The sequence below is a fragment of the Pannonibacter phragmitetus genome (genome assembly GCF_050510895.1).
GTDB classification, from domain to species: Bacteria; Pseudomonadota; Alphaproteobacteria; order Rhizobiales; family Stappiaceae; genus Pannonibacter; species Pannonibacter phragmitetus_B.
Genome location: NZ_JBNINT010000001.1, coordinates 3,081,940 through 3,096,827, shown reverse-complemented (window position 1 = coordinate 3,096,827; position 14,888 = coordinate 3,081,940). Strand labels below are relative to the sequence as shown.

Sequence of the window (14,888 nt, the reverse complement as noted above, 5' to 3'; positions counted from 1 at the left end):
TCACTATATTAGCTAAAATGGGCATTTTCAATATGGTGGGTGGGTGGGGCATGAAGACCTCTGCCAACCCCAAAACACCAAGGGGCAGCCAAATGGCCGCCCCTTGTCATTTCCGGTCTGCCTAGGACGGTCAGCTTGCCTGCGGACCAACAGTGACGATCAGCGGCGTCTTGCCGTCCAGCAGGCGTTTTGCGACGCGCTGGACGTCCTCGAGGGTCACGGCTTCAATTTCGGCATTGCGGCGGTCGAAATAGTCGATGCCGAGGTCTGCAAGCTTCAGTGCAACCAGCTGGGCTGCGATCTTGCCCGACGTGTCGAAGCGAAGGGCGTAGGAGCCGGTCAGGAAGCTCTTGGCCTTGTCCAGTTCTTCCTGCGAGGGCCCCTGTTCCGCCATGCGCTTGAACTGCTCCTCAATGATGCTGACGGTTTCGTCTGCCCGGTCGGCACGGGTCGCGGCAGAAGCAACAAGCAGGGCAGAATGGTCATCCGGAGCCAGATCCGAGCCGACGCCATAGGACAGCCCGCGCTTCTCGCGCACCTCTTCAAACAGCCAGGATGTGAAGGTGCCGCCGCCCAGAATGTGGTTCATGACAAAGGCGGCCTGATAGTCCGGATCGTCGCGCTTCAGGCCCGGCAGGCCGATGAGGATCGTCGTTTGCGGCACGTCCAGCGTCCGGGAGATACGCTCGCCCGTCTTCGGCTCCACATCTGCGACTTCAGGCAGCTTGTTCTTCTCCGGAAGTTTGCCGAAAACCTCGTCCAGCAGAGGCGCCAGCGTCTTCGCGTCGATGGCGCCCACGACGCCGATGGCAAGCTTGTGGCGGGAGAGTAGATCCCCGTGCATGGTCTTCAGATCGGCTGGGACAAGCTTCTCCACGGTCTCAACGGTCCCATCCCCCGGCTTGCCATAGGGATGGCCGCCAAAGGCTGCATTGCGGAAGGTTTCAGAGGCAATCGCGTCCGGGTCTTCCTGCCGCTGGCGAAGGCCGGCAAGGATCTGCGATTTCACGCGTTCCACGGGCTTCTCGTCAAAGCGTGGCTCGTTGATGGCAAGGCGCAGCAGATCGAAGGCTTCGTCCCGTGTGCCCGTCAGCGTGCGCAAGGTGCCGAACAGCTGGTCTTTGCCGGCATTGAAGTGGATGGAAACGGCCAGCTCTTCGAGCTTGCCCTGAAAGGCTTCGCTGTCCAGGTCCCCGGCGCCTTCGTCCATGGTACTGGCCAGAAGATTGGTCAGGCCTTCCTTGCCATCGGGGTCCTGCGCGGAGCCACCGTCAAAGGCGAAGTTCATGGAGATCATCGGCAGGGTTTCATCCTGCACCAGCCAGGCCTCGATGCCGCCGGGGCTGACCACCTTTTCGATGGTGGTTGCGCCCGCAGGCAGGGCGCCGAGCATCAACAGGCCAATGCCTGCAACGGCCCGGGTGAAATGCGCCCGTGCAAAACGGGCAGGAGCAAAAAACTGCGTCATGCGCATATGTCCTTGTCAAACAAGCCGGTTTCAGGACTTCTGGTCGCTGACAGCGCCGTCCGGCGATTGGCCGGGGGCGGTGAGATAGCCGGTCACCGGATCCTTCAGAAGGTAATCCTGTGCCACCTTCTGAATGTCAGCCGGAGTGACGGCTTCAATCTGCGCGGGCCATGTCTGCACATCCTCGATGGTCTGGCCGCTGGTCAGGGCAGCGCCGAAAAGGCGGGCAAGGGTGACCTGGCTGTCTTGCGCATAAATGGCTGAAGACATGAGCGAGTGCTTGGCCCGGGCCAGCTCCTCTTCCGTCACGCCGTTCTCGGCAACATCCTTGATCGTGCGCTCAAAGATCTCCTGCAGCCCTGTCAGCGTTCCTTCGCCACGCGGCGAGCCATAGACCATGAAGCGAGTCGTATCGAGCGAGGTTTCGAGATAGTAGGCGCCGACACCGATGGCCACCTGTTTCTCAAGGACCGCTTCCTTGTAGAGGCGGCTGGTCGGTCCGCCAGTGAGAATCTGAGCCAGAAGTTCGAGGGCTTCCGGTTCACGGCCCTTGCCGGTGGCCTGGCTCGGCACCAGCCAGCTTTCGGAGACGGACGGCTGGCGGACGCGCTCGTCTTCCAGATGCACGCTGCGCTCTCCGCTCAAGGGCGGCTCTGCGGGGCGGACGCGCGGGCCGGGCTCTGCGCGGCGTGGCAGCTTGCCGTAGGTGGCTTCCGCCATCTTGCGCACTTCGGCCTCTTCCACGTCACCTGCCACCACCAGAACGGCGTTGTTGGGCGTGTAGAAGCGGTCATAGAAGGAGATGATGGCGTCGTGGTTCAGCGCCTCGATCTCGCTCTGCCAGCCGATCACGGGCGAGCCATAGGGATGGTTCACATAGGTGATGGCTGAGAGCGTCTCCTGCAAACGGGAAGAGGGGTCGCCATCGACACGCATGCGCCGTTCTTCCAGCACGACCTGCTGCTCCGGCTTGATCACCTCGTCGCTGAGGACGAGATTCTCCATCCGGTCCGCTTCCAGTTCCATCATGCGCGGCAGGTGTTCCTTGGCCACGCGCTGGAAATAGGCGGTGTAGTCATTGCTGGTGAAGGCATTCTCCTGACCGCCGATATCGGAGACGATCTTTGAGAAAACACCATCCGGATTCTCTTTGGTGCCCTTGAACATCAAATGCTCAAGGAAGTGGGCAACGCCAGACTGGCCGGCCGGTTCATCGGCGGCACCGGTCTTGTACCAGATCATATGGGTGACCACGGGGGCCCGGTGATCGGGGATCACCACCACCTGAAGACCGTTTTCCAGCGTAAAGCTGGACAGGTTTGGAGCAATGACCGGCGGCGTTTCGGCGGCCGTCTGGGCCATGGACAGGCTGGCACCCGAAACAAGGCAGGACAACGCCGTGGCGAAGATAAGGCCGCGCCGTTTCACAGCGGGAAAGGTCATCTTGGGGAACTCCCGGAATTGAAATGGGGCGCGAACCATGCCGCGCCTGCGAATATGAATGCGTCGCCTGCAATATAGGCGCTGGCGTGGCCCTGACGCCTTAAATTTTCGTCATGTGGGAAGATGCCAAACAGAAACGGCGGCCAGTGGCCGCCGTTGCAGACAATTCATGGGCGTCTGCGTCAGTAGACGCAGGTCTCCGTTGCACTCGGGGTGCAGTTCGCCTTGATACGGCCGCCATCCATTTCGAGCTGCTTGCGGTCCTGAATCTGCTGGCGGTCGTTTGGCATTGCCAGCGGTGCATTGCCCGCAGGCGTGGAATAGGCAACCGGCGGCTCGACGAGATAACGGCGAACCGGCTTGCCGTCTGCGCCGAACAGTTCCGACGTGTCGACACGCGTCAGCGGTCCCTTGCTCTGCTGCTTCATTTCAGCCGGCGTCATGCGGGCGCCATCCATGATCTCGCCATCGCGCACATCCGCAGCGGTTTTTTGCTGGCGCTGTGCTCCGGAAATCTGGACACCCCGCATCTGCTCGGGCGTGAGCAGCTCGCCATCGCTGCCGCGGCCGGGCTGCGCATAGACAGCCCGCACGTCCTGAAGGGACTTGTCTTCCTTTGTCGGCCAGTTGGCCGCGGTCTCGGTCACAGGTGCTTCAGGCTGGGGCAGCTGATCGAGCTTTGCAGGCATGGCCAGCGGGGCACGCGGCTTGTACTCGATCGGCTTGGCCTGCGGGTCGACCGCGCCAATGCCTTCCATGATCTTGCGGACGGCGACCTTGTCGACGGCTTCCTGCTCGCCGTAGGAGTTCGTCACGCAGCCAGCCGCGAGAGCGCCCAGCATGACAGCAGATACAACACCACGCAGCCCGCCGAGGCTTACGGTCCGGGAACTTGCCAGAGAAAACTTGAACCGCACGTAACCTATCCCGTTTCCTGTGAGCGCAAGGCTGCAACGGCGGCTTCCGGCCTGCCTGCTCGCACTCGCTGTCCCAATTATCCCGCTTTGCGGCCTTTAGAACCGCTCTTTGAGGCTTTATTGGGGCTTCCTCGCCAACCGTCATACAGGAGAGCAGCCACTCCGGCAACGATTGCAGCATCCGCAATGTTGAAGACATACCACGAGAAGCTGCCGAAGTGGATGTGGAGAAAGTCGTAGACCGCGCCATAGGCGAAACGGTCAACCCCATTGCCAAGAGCGCCGCCGATGATCAGCGCCAGGCTGATGCCGGCAAACTTGCTGGTGCTGCGCACCGCCCAGACCCACAGCGCGATTGCCGCAAGAACCGTAAAAATAGCCAGAGCCCAGCGGCCCAGATCCGTTTCCTGCTGAAGCAACCCGTAGGAGATGCCACGGTTCCAGACCGTGACAAGCTCCAGGAACGGCAGCACGCCGATGTTGCCCTGCCGGGGCAGGTCATAGACGAACAGCAGCCAGAGCTTGCTGGCCTGATCGGCGGCGAAGATGATGGCGGCCATGACCGCCACCATGGAACTGAGCGGCCCCCACAGCCATCTGCGGGTGAAACCTGACGGGGGAGCCGCTTTGCTCATGCTTCGTCCTTCATTGCTTCAAGTGTGGCCGATACAGGCCGGGACAGCCGTCAAGCACCCTTGTGGGCTGCATCCCATTCACGCAGCGCAGCCGCATCACGCAGGGTCACGTCCGGATAGTCCGGGTCAGAGCCCACCTCGGGAAGGATCTTCCAAGAACGGGCGCATTTCGTGCCCTGTGCAAGGCCCGGAACCACGGCAACGCCCTTCACATCTTCAAGCGTGAATGCGCCGTCGGGAGCCGCTTCGCCCGTGAGCGTGAGCTGGCTGGTGATGCAGATATCAGCCATGTCCATGCCGGCAAGGGCCGCCATCAGCTCAGCGTCCGTGACATGCACCACCGGATGGGCTTCGAGTGACGAGCCGATGCGCTTTTCACGCCGCTCGATTTCGAGAGCACCGGTGACCACACGGCGGACTTCGCGGATCTTGTCCCACTTGGCTGCCAGCGGGTCATTGCGCCAGTCCGCAGGAACTGCCGGGAACTGCTGCAGATGCACAGAGTTGTCCTCGCCCGGATGACGGGCCAGCCAGCTTTCCTCCATGGTGAAGGGCAGCATCGGCGCCATCCAGGTGACGAGGCAGGTGAACAGCTGCTCCACCACCTGCAATGCGGCCTTGCGGCGCACCGAGGACGTGGGGTCGCAGTAGAGCGTGTCCTTGCGAACGTCGAAATAGAAGGCCGACAGTTCCACCGTCATGAAGGTGAAGAGGTGGTGGAAGACCTTCTTGTAGTCGAAGTCCTCGTAGCCCTTGCGCACGAGCGTATCCAGCTCGGCGAGGCGGTGCAGCATCAGCCGCTCCAGCTCCGGCATGTCCTTGAGCGCGACTTCCTCGCCGGTGGCATGGGCGAGGGTGCCCAGCATCCAGCGCAGGGTGTTGCGCAGCTTGCGGTAGCTGTCCACCGAGGTCTTGAGGATTTCCGGCCCGATGCGCTGGTCTTCGGTATAGTCGCCGGAGGCCACCCACAGGCGCAGGATATCGGCGCCATACTGCTTGATCACATCCTGCGGGAACACCTGATTGCCCAGGGACTTGGACATCTTGCGCCCGTCCTCGGCCATGGTGAAGCCGTGGGTCAGCACCGCGTCATAAGGCGCGTGGCCACGGGTGCCGCAGCTTTCCAGCAGGGAGGAATGGAACCAGCCGCGATGCTGGTCCGAACCTTCGAGATAAAGCACGTAGTCTTCGCCGCCATTGACCTTGCGCTTCGGGCTGAGGTCGGCGCGCTTTTCCAGCCAGAACGCATGGGTGGAGCCGCTGTCGAACCAGACATCAAGGATGTCGTCAACCTTGACCCACTCATCGGCCTTGTAGCCGGCACCCAGGAACCGCTCCTTGGCACCTTCCGCGAACCACACATCCGCGCCTTCCGCCTTGAAGGCTTCGAAGATGCGGGCGTTGACGGCTTCGTCCTTCAGCACTTCTGCCGTGTCCTTGTGGATGAACACGGTGATCGGCACGCCCCAGGCGCGCTGGCGCGAGAGCACCCAGTCCGGGCGGCCCGCGATCATGGAACGCAGGCGGTTCTGGCCGGACGCGGGCACGAAGCGTGTGTCGTCGATGGCCTTCAGTGCGCGGGTGCGCAGGGTGTCACCCGGACCATCCAGCGCGCGGTCCATGTAGACGAACCACTGCGGCGTATTGCGGAAGATCACCGGCTTCTTCGAGCGCCAGGAATGCGGATACTGGTGCTTGAGGCGGCCAAGGCCGATCAGCGCGCCCGCTTCCTTCAGCTTTTCGATGTTGGCCTTGTTGGCCGTGCCCTTCTCGCCCTTGTGGGTGATGACCTGCTGGCCCTCAAAGCCCGGCGCATCCTTGGTGTAGAAGCCGTCATCGGCAACAGTGAAGGGGATGGCCGTCTCGATGCCGCGCTCTTCCAGCTCGGAGCGCTTGGCGATCCAGATCTCAAAGTCGTCTGTGCCATGGCCGGGGGCCGTGTGGACGAAGCCCGTACCGGCATCATCAGTAACGTGATCACCATCCAGCAGCGGCACGTCGAACTGATAGCCGCCAAGGTCCAGTTCCCGGTAGGGATGGGCGCAGGTCATGGCCGCCAGTTCATCGGCAGAGACCGGCCGGACAAGGGTGAAATCGGTGATGCGGGCGTTCTTGAAGACATCGGCGGCCAGCTTGTCCGCAAGGATCAGCTTATCGCCCTTCTGCACCCAGTTGTCATCCGCAAGGCCTTCCTGCGTCACCTCATAGAGGCCGTAGGAGATGGCCGAAGAATAGGAGATGGCGCGGTTGCCGGGGATGGTCCAGGGCGTGGTCGTCCAGATGACAACGGCAGCATCCAGCAGGTCTTCGGCGGCAGCTTCATCCAGGCTACCGGCCTCTATCACCGGGAACTTCACCCAGATCATGTCCGACTGGTAGTCGTGATACTCGATCTCGGCTTCGGCCAGCGCAGTGTTTTCCACCACGGACCACATCACCGGCTTGGAGCCACGGTAGAGCTGGCCGGAGGTGGCGAATTTCATCAGCTCGGCGGCGATCACCGCTTCGGCTTCGAAATTCATGGTCAGATACGGGTTCTCCCAGTCGCCCTCGATGCCGAGGCGGCGGAATTCCTCGCGCTGGATGCCGACCCAGTGGTCCGCATAGCTGCGGCATTCCTGGCGGAAGGCGATCATCGCGGCAGAGTTCTTCAGGTCCGGCTTCGGCTTGCCCTTGGAGCGGTAGTTCTCTTCCTCGATCTTCCATTCGATCGGCAGGCCGTGGCAGTCCCAGCCCGGAACATAGTTGCTGTCGAAGCCCATCATCTGCATGGAGCGGGTGACGATGTCCTTCAGCGTCTTGTTCAGCGCGTGGCCGATGTGGATGTTGCCGTTGGCATAGGGAGGGCCATCATGCAGGATGAACTTGCGGCGTCCCGCAGAGGCAGTGCGCAGGCGCTTGTACAGGTTCATCGCCTTCCAGCGGGCGATGATTTCCGGCTCCTTCTGCGGCAGGCCCGCGCGCATCGGGAAATCGGTCTCGGGCAGGTTCAGCGTCGTGGAATAGTCACGGGCAGTCGTTTCGGTCATTGCATGCAATCCGCAAAATCAGGAGAGGCAAGGCGGGCGCCTTGCAAACTGTCAGGGAGGCGGACCTTGCCGCATCCCGTCACGAAGGGATCCCGGTCCCTCGGCGCGCGAATGCGTCAGCCGAAGGCCGGGCAGCTAATTCGTGAGATCGCGGGGCCGGAAAGGCATCCGGCAGGGAGAATGACTGTCATGGCCGATCTAGTATCAGTCAAAAGCCTCTGAATAAAGCGGCAAATGCGGGCGGTATGCTGTCCGTTGTGCCAGTTCAGGCTTCCTTGCGGATGCGCTCCCGGTGGGCGATGTACATGCCGCTGGCAACGATCAGGGCGATGCCCGCCCAGGTCATCAGGTCGGGAAAATCGCCGAAGACGAGGAAGCCGAAGAGCGTGGCGCTGACGATTTCCAGATAGTTGAACGGTGCGATGACGGAGGCAGGCGCCAGCGCCAGGGCGCGCACGATCAACCCGTGCGCCACGAAGGAAATGGCGCCAACGGCAACAAGCAGCGAGGTTTCGATCGTGTTGGGCATGGCTATGACAATGCCCGTCGTCTCCACGCCGAGAAAAGCCGTCACGGCAATCACGATGGCGAGCGTTGCCCCGCCGCCAAGGGCGGTGGTGAACTGCATCGACAGCATGCCATCCTCTCCCGCTAGAATGCGGGTGGTCAGAAGATAGAGGGCAAAAAGGCAGGCGGTGACCATTGGCAGCAGCGCCACGATGCCGAAGGCATCGAAGCCCGGCCGGATGATCATCAGGGCACCTGCAAGGCCAACCACCACGGCCGCCCAGCGGCGGGGGCCAACCTGTTCCTTCAGGAAAATGGCGGAGAGCGCTGTCAAAACCATCGGCTGGATGAAGAAGATGGCGATGGCATCGGCTACGGGCATCACCTTCAGCGCGGTGAAGAAGGCGAAGGTGGCGCCCGCCAGAAAGATGCCGCGCAGCATGTTGACGCCCCAGCGCTTCGGCTTCAGCGTCCGCAAACCGCCTGTCATGATCATGGCGCCAAGCAGGGTGAAGAACGCCTGGAAGAAGAAGCGCCCGAAACCGATGATCAGCGGCGCGACCGTGGCCGACAGATATTTTGCCAGCGTGTCCATGCCGGGTATGACGATCATGGCAATGGTCATCAGCAGGATGCCCTGCAGAATTTCGGCCTTGGTGGAGATCTGGCGCGCGGGGACGGCGGTCATGTCAGCGGCACGGCGCCGAGCGCGAGATCGAGGGCGGACAGGGGCTGCATGCTGGCAAGCGCAGCGCGGGCTTCTGCGCTGTCCCGGTCCATCTGCGCAATCAGCGCATCTACGCTGTCAAAGCGCTCCTCCGGCCTCAGATACGAAACGAATCGCACCCGCAGCGTCTTGCTATAGAGGTCGCCGGAGAAGTCGAACAGGAACACCTCCAGCAGCGGCGCCCCGTTGTCGAATGTTGGACGGCGGCCGAAGCTTGCCACACCATCATGACGCTGGCCGTCGACTTCCACCCGCACGGCATAGATACCGTGTTTCAAGGTGCAGTCATCGGCAAGGCGCAGGTTGGCTGTGGGATAGCCCAGATCGCGGCCGCGCTTTTCGCCATGGCGCACCTCAGCTTCGGCAAACCAGCGGTAGCCGAGCAGGCCGTTGGCCAGCGCCAGATCCCCTTCTGCAAGGGCTGCCCGGATGCGGGAAGAGGATATGACCTCGCCGCTCTCGTCATTTTCGGCCGACACAATGGTCACGCCGAAACCGTGCTTCTCGCCGGAGGCACGCAGGAAGTCCGGCGTTCCGGCCCGGCCCTTGCCGAAGTGGAAATCATAGCCGGTGACTGCGTGACGGATGCCGAGGGCGCCGATCAGGATTTCCTCAACGAAACGCTCTGCCTCAAGACTGGCGAAGTCGCGAGTGAAGGGCAGCACGATCAGCCCATCAAGGCCAAGCGCTTCCATCACCTCTGCCTTGGCATGGGCTGGTGTCAGCCGGAAAAGGGGTACATGCGGGGCAAAGACCGAGCGTGGATGCGGCTCGAATGTCATGGCCGTCACGGGGCGCCCGTGACCATGCGCCTCGTCGATGGCGGCTTGCAGCACGGCCCTGTGGCCCCTGTGCACGCCATCAAAGTTGCCAATGGCGACAACGCTGCCTTTGAGATGGGCAGGCAGGGAAGCCAGATCCTCGACAACTGAGAAAGGTGTGGCGGTGACGGTCATCAGAGATGAGAACCTGCGGGCTGGACTGCGGGCGGATCTGCAGCCGACATGAAACAAGCGTCCTGACACGGGGGTGCCCTTTGTCAGGATTTGCCGGACCCTGCCGTTTTCATGGCCTTTCGTCAAGCGCACATTGGCCGCCGTCCGCGCTGTCTTTTTCCCTAGCTCTGATGGCCGGGAAAGTCCCGTTCGGTGCCCCGTGCCGGGACCTTGACCATGGCCTCACCTTCCAGAACCACCGTCTCCCCAACGCGGCAGATGCAGGAGAGGCGGGCCCGGTTGCCCTTTGGCAAAAGCTCCGCGACCTTGACCTCCACCGTGACATCATCACCAATCCGGACCGGCGCCTTGAAGTTCAGGGTCTGCGAAAGATAGATCGCGCCGGGTCCCGGAAGACGCGTGCCAAGCAAGGCTGAGATAAGGCTCGCAGTATAAAGCCCATGGGCGATGCGCGTCCGGAAGGGGTGCGTGCGGCAAAATGCTCAGACAAGTGGATTGGATTGCGATCACCCGACACCTCGGCAAAACCTACAATATCAGATGCGCTCACGTGCTTCGTCAGAGTCTCGCTCATGCCCTCGCTCAGGTCCTCGTAGCAAAGCTGACGCAGCTCAAGCATTTTTGCCTCCCAATACCAGAAACGTGCCCTTAAATACCGGTATGCACGCTATGGTGCAGAGTGCTCAGGCACAATACGCCTTTGGGGGAAGAAAATGGCTTGCGCTATTAACGGTCTTTTCAGGGGAACCGCTTAGATTGCCCAAGTATGGGGAGGTGGGAACACGACAATCGTGTCTTCCTCCTGAAACGTCAGATCTCGTCATTTCCGGCCCAGAGGGTGGGCCCTGTAATTGACAGTATGGAGTAGACAATGGCCCTTGACCTTTCGATGCCGGTCCTGGTGGTCGACGATTACAAGACCATGATCCGGATTATCCGGAACCTGCTGAAGCAGCTTGGTTTTGAAGATATCGACGATGCAGCCGATGGTACGGAAGCCTTGGAGAAGATGAAGCAGCGCAAGTATGGGCTGGTCATCTCCGACTGGAACATGGAACCGATGACCGGTTACGAGCTGCTCAAGCAGGTTCGTGCTGACGCCAGTCTCTCCAAGACGCCGTTCATCATGGTGACTGCCGAATCCAAGACCGAAAACGTGATCGCTGCCAAGAAGGCCGGCGTGAACAACTACATCGTGAAGCCGTTCAACGCGCAGACGTTGAAGGGCAAGATCGAAGCAGTCTTCGCAGACTGACGGAATTCGCTCACCCCGGCGGACTGTGCTGCTCCTCTCGCAGCCAAGTCCGCCTGAGTGACCGGTCAGCCGATTTTCTCACGTCTGTCATGGCCCGGATGGCACTCCGGCATATGGCACAGGGCGCTGGACCTGTTCTTGGCGGCAGAACGGGTGATCGTTGCTGGCTATGCAAAACGGAGGGCTGAACAATGGCCACAATGACTAAAGAGAATGTGGTCCGCGTCATCGAGTTTTTGGAAAAAAACAAAAGCCGTGACGGGGAAGTTGGCCTGAATGACGTGATGCAGCTTGCTGAGGTTATGAGCGGCTCCATGCACGATTTCCTGCTGGCGGTGCAGCCGGCAGTGACGGGCGAACTGAAGGCAATCGCCGGCGAAATCACGCGGATGAAGGAAGAAATCACTGCGCTGCGTGCCAACGACATGAAGCAGCAGAAGATTCCTGATGCCGGGCGCGAACTTGATGCCATCGTCGAGGCGACCGAGTCGGCAACGCACACGATCATGACGGCTGCCGAGGAAATCATGGGCGCCGACACGTCGGATGGTTTGGCCTATCAGGAACTCGTCAACAACAAGATGATCGAGATCTTCGAGGCCTGCGCATTCCAGGACATCACCGGCCAACGCATTTCCAAGGTCGTCGGCACCCTCAATTACATTGACCAGCGTGTCTCCGCCTTCGTCGAAAAGCTGCGCATCGTGGAAACGATGGAACCTGCAGCAGAAGAAACCGAAGCCGAGCGCCGCAAGCGCGAGCTGATTCTCCACGGCCCCCAGATGGCTGGTGAAGGCGTGTCGCAGGATGATGTTGATGCCATGATGAATGGTGGTGGTTCTCAGGACGACATCGACAAGCTGTTCGGCTGACGCCTGACCGCATTTGAAATGTAAGAAGGGCCGCAGCGGCGACGCTGCGGCCCTTTGATTTGGAAGGGTTACCAGTTGAGGCGTGGAAGCGCGGCGCGGGCCGAGTAGCCCTCTTCTGCGAGACGGCGGCGGATCAGCGCCTCGTCCGGAGTCTCAACCGGACCAAAGTCCGAGGCATGAATGCCGCCGGTGATGAACAGCACGTCCAGATTCTGTGCATCCGCGCCGCGAATGTCTGTCGGCAGGCCGTCACCGATGGCCAGCACCTTTGAGCGGTCGAAATCCGCCCCTGGATTTGCTGCAGGCGGTCAAGCGCGGCATCATAGATCGGCTTGTGTGGCTTGCCGGGCTGAGTGACGCGGCCGCCCAGATCCTCATAGAGCCGGGCAAGGGCACCGGCGCACCAGATCAATTTGTCACCACGTTCCACCACGATATCCGGGTTGGCGCAGACCATCAGCAGACCGCGTGCGGCAAGGGCCTGGAGCTGGTCCCGGTAGTCATCTGGAGTTTCGGTCTCGTCATCAAAGAGGCCAGTGCAGCTGATCAGATTGGCATCTGCCTCGCTCACAATCTCAAGGCCGGTGCCGTCATAGAGGCTGAGGTCGCGTTCCGGGCCGATGTGGAAGCACTTGCGCTCGGAGCTGCTGGCCAGCAGGTGGCGCGTCACGTCGCCGGACGTGACGATGTCATCGTAGGCGTGGCGCGGCACGCCAAGCACAGCCAGCTGCTCGTGGATCGGCTCGGACGGGCGCGGAGCATTGGTGATGAGCACGACCGTGCCACGCTGCTCCTGGCGGAAGCGGGTCAGCGCCTCATGAGCGGCAGGAAAGGCGGCTACACCATTGTGCAGTACGCCCCAGACATCGCTGAGAATGCCCCTGTAGTCAGGCGCAATGGCGCCAAGGCCGGGGATGAGCAGGGGGCTGTTGCGTTCATGGGGGCCTCTTCCGGGCTGATCTGGTAACGTTGGCGGGAATCGGGAGGTTGTCCCGCGCAGGCTGGCGGACAATATACGAAGCCGCGCGCGGGAGAAACCGGGCATGACAGGAACCCGGACAGAGACGGCGGCGGACAGGCAGATGGCAGTCAGACAACTGGGCGAGGCGGTGATCAACCGCATCGCGGCAGGCGAGGTGATCGAACGGCCCGCCAGCGTGATCAAGGAACTGGTGGAGAACGCAGTCGATGCGGGCGCCTCCAGCATCGATATCGTCACGGCTGCAGGCGGCAAGACGTTGATGCGGGTTTCCGACGATGGCCTCGGCATGACGGCAGATGATCTGGCTCTTGCCGTGCGCCGCCACTGTACGTCCAAGCTGCATGAGGAAGACCTCTTCGACATTCGCACCCTCGGCTTCCGGGGTGAGGCGCTGCCATCCATCGGCTCAATCGCAAGGCTGGGCATCACCACCCGCCATGCCAGCGAGCCGCATGCCTGGCGCATTGAGGTGGAAGGCGGCACGGAGAGCGATGTACATCCGGCAGCACGGCACAAGGGCACGCAGGTCGAGGTGCGGGATCTCTTCTTCGCCACACCCGCCCGCCTGAAATTCCTCAAGACCGACAAGGCGGAAGCTGCCGCCGTGACGGATGTGGTGCGGCGTATCGCGCTGGCCTATCCGGAGGTTGGTTTTCAACTGTCCGGCTCGGACCGGACCGCGCAAAGCTGGCCGTCGGCGCGCGGCGAGGATCCGCGCATGGCCCGCCTGGCGCAGGTGCTGGGCAAGGACTTTCTTGACAACGCCATGGAGATTACGGCGGAGCGGGAGGGTGTGCGCCTGACCGGTTTCGCCGGATTGCCGACCTACAACAAGGGCACGGCGCAGCAGCAGTTCTTCTATGTCAACGGCCGCCCGGTGCGTGACAAGCTGCTTCTGTCCGGCCTGCGCGGTGCCTATGCTGACGTGCTGGCCCGCGACCGGCATCCGGTGGTGGTTCTCTATATCGATCTGGACCCGGCGCTGGTGGATGTGAATGTGCATCCGGCCAAGGCGGATGTGCGCTTCCGCGATGGCCAGCTGGTTCGCGGGCTTCTCGTCGGAGCCATCAAGCAGTCTCTGGTGATGGCAGGACACCGGTCGTCCACCTCCAATGCCGCTGCTGCAATGGAAGCGTTGCGAACCGGCATGGCGCCGGGAATGGGTGAGGCGTCTGGAGCCGATCCTTTGCGGTCTGCCGCCTATCAGGGGAACTATGGCGGAAGCCCGCGAAGCGGCACGCCGGGCTGGCGCCCCGCCACAGGCTCTTCGCCGGCACAAGGCGGCTGGGACTGGCGCAGTTCTGCCTACCGGCCAGCAGAGGGGGCAATGTTCCTGCAGATGAGACTGGCTTTGCCGAGGCGGCACAAGCGGCATTGGCTGAAATCGTCATGCCCTCTGCCGATGCAAGGGCGCATAGCGAACCGGCAGGCCAGGAGAACATGGCCCGTCCGCTGGGCGCTGCCCGTGCCCAGGTACATGAGACCTACATCATCTCTCAGACCATGGATGGCGTCGTCATCGTTGACCAGCATGCCGCCCATGAGCGGCTGGTCTATGAACGGCTGAAGGAAATGCTGGCGGCCCGCGACGTGCCGCGCCAGATGCTGCTGATCCCTGAGATCGTGGAACTGCCGGAGGAAGACGTGCACCGGCTGGCTGAACATGCGGATGAGCTGGAGGCGGCGGGTCTGGTGCTGGAGCCCTTTGGCCCCGGTGCTATCGCTGTGCGGGAAACGCCCGCCATGCTGAAGTCGCTCAACATCCGCGCGCTGGTGCAGGATCTTGCGGATGAACTGACCGAGTGGAAACGGCCTCCGGCCTCAAGGAAAAGCTGGATCATGTGGCAGCCACCATGGCTTGCCATGGCTCCATCCGCGCTGGCCGCCGCATGCGGCCGGAGGAGATGGACGCACTCTTGCGCGAGATGGAGGCAACGCCGCTTTCAGGCCAGTGCAATCATGGCCGTCCGACCTGGATTGAACTGAAGCTTTCCGACATCGAGAAACTGTTCGGCAGGAAATAGCCGGTCCCACCCTTTTGCAGGATCTGCGGAAAGAAGAGGGCCGCACATGGGCGGCCCTCTGGTCTCGTCCTGG

At 61.9% G+C, this 14,888-nt stretch carries 10 protein-coding genes and 3 pseudogenes; 3 read left to right on the top strand and 10 right to left on the bottom strand.

The annotated features are described in order from the left end of the window. Window positions 1-130: 130 nt before the first annotated feature. The 8 genes and pseudogenes from ACQB61_RS14720 to ACQB61_RS14685 all read right to left on the bottom strand — a co-directional run bounded on the left by ACQB61_RS14720 (window position 131) and on the right by ACQB61_RS14685 (window position 10,301). The gene (locus tag ACQB61_RS14720) at window positions 131-1,468 is read right to left on the bottom strand and encodes a M16 family metallopeptidase (protein WP_430513220.1); all 1,338 of its coding nucleotides are present in this window, start codon (window positions 1,466-1,468) and stop codon (window positions 131-133) included. Window positions 1,469-1,498: 30 nt separating this feature from the next. Continuing rightward, on the bottom strand, window positions 1,499-2,911 hold the full coding sequence (locus ACQB61_RS14715) for a M16 family metallopeptidase (protein ID WP_430513219.1): 1,413 nt from the start codon (window positions 2,909-2,911) through the stop codon (window positions 1,499-1,501). A 182-nt stretch (window positions 2,912-3,093) separates the two neighbouring features. Beyond that, a complete protein-coding gene (locus ACQB61_RS14710) occupies window positions 3,094-3,828 on the bottom strand; it encodes a hypothetical protein (RefSeq protein ID WP_430513218.1) in 735 nt (244 codons plus the stop codon). 77 nt (window positions 3,829-3,905) lie between these two features. Further along, on the bottom strand, window positions 3,906-4,400 hold the full coding sequence (lspA, locus tag ACQB61_RS14705; protein WP_430514382.1) for a signal peptidase II: 495 nt from the start codon (window positions 4,398-4,400) through the stop codon (window positions 3,906-3,908). Window positions 4,401-4,513: 113 nt separating this feature from the next. Then, window positions 4,514-7,492 (bottom strand): isoleucine--tRNA ligase, encoded by a 2,979-nt coding sequence (ileS, locus tag ACQB61_RS14700; RefSeq protein WP_430513217.1) that lies wholly within the window; start codon window positions 7,490-7,492, stop codon window positions 4,514-4,516. A 265-nt stretch (window positions 7,493-7,757) separates the two neighbouring features. Continuing rightward, on the bottom strand, window positions 7,758-8,687 hold the full coding sequence (locus ACQB61_RS14695) for a DMT family transporter (RefSeq protein ID WP_430513216.1): 930 nt from the start codon (window positions 8,685-8,687) through the stop codon (window positions 7,758-7,760). Beyond that, on the bottom strand, window positions 8,684-9,682 hold the full coding sequence (locus ACQB61_RS14690; RefSeq protein ID WP_430513215.1) for a bifunctional riboflavin kinase/FAD synthetase: 999 nt from the start codon (window positions 9,680-9,682) through the stop codon (window positions 8,684-8,686). The genes ACQB61_RS14695 and ACQB61_RS14690 overlap by 4 nt, the downstream gene beginning before the upstream one ends. Before the next feature lie 161 nt (window positions 9,683-9,843). Continuing rightward, window positions 9,844-10,301 (bottom strand): annotated as a pseudogene (locus ACQB61_RS14685) (MaoC family dehydratase). 252 nt (window positions 10,302-10,553) lie between these two features. Here ACQB61_RS14685 and ACQB61_RS14680 point away from each other — a divergent pair. Beyond that, window positions 10,554-10,937: a response regulator gene (locus tag ACQB61_RS14680; protein ID WP_019963146.1), complete on the top strand. Its 384-nt coding sequence runs from the start codon at window positions 10,554-10,556 to the stop codon at window positions 10,935-10,937. A 191-nt stretch (window positions 10,938-11,128) separates the two neighbouring features. Then, window positions 11,129-11,809: a protein phosphatase CheZ gene (locus tag ACQB61_RS14675; RefSeq protein ID WP_430513214.1), complete on the top strand. Its 681-nt coding sequence runs from the start codon at window positions 11,129-11,131 to the stop codon at window positions 11,807-11,809. 68 nt (window positions 11,810-11,877) lie between these two features. On the opposite strand, the gene ACQB61_RS14670 is transcribed toward ACQB61_RS14675, so the two are convergent. Continuing rightward, the gene (locus ACQB61_RS14670) at window positions 11,878-12,075 is read right to left on the bottom strand and encodes a hypothetical protein (protein ID WP_430513213.1); all 198 of its coding nucleotides are present in this window, start codon (window positions 12,073-12,075) and stop codon (window positions 11,878-11,880) included. 74 nt (window positions 12,076-12,149) lie between these two features. Next, window positions 12,150-12,854 (bottom strand): annotated as a pseudogene (locus tag ACQB61_RS14665) (TIGR01459 family HAD-type hydrolase); the annotation flags it as partial. Window positions 12,855-12,891: 37 nt separating this feature from the next. Between ACQB61_RS14665 and mutL the strand changes: the two are divergent. Next, window positions 12,892-14,815, top strand: a pseudogene (gene mutL / locus ACQB61_RS14660) (DNA mismatch repair endonuclease MutL). Window positions 14,816-14,888 lie beyond the last annotated feature (73 nt).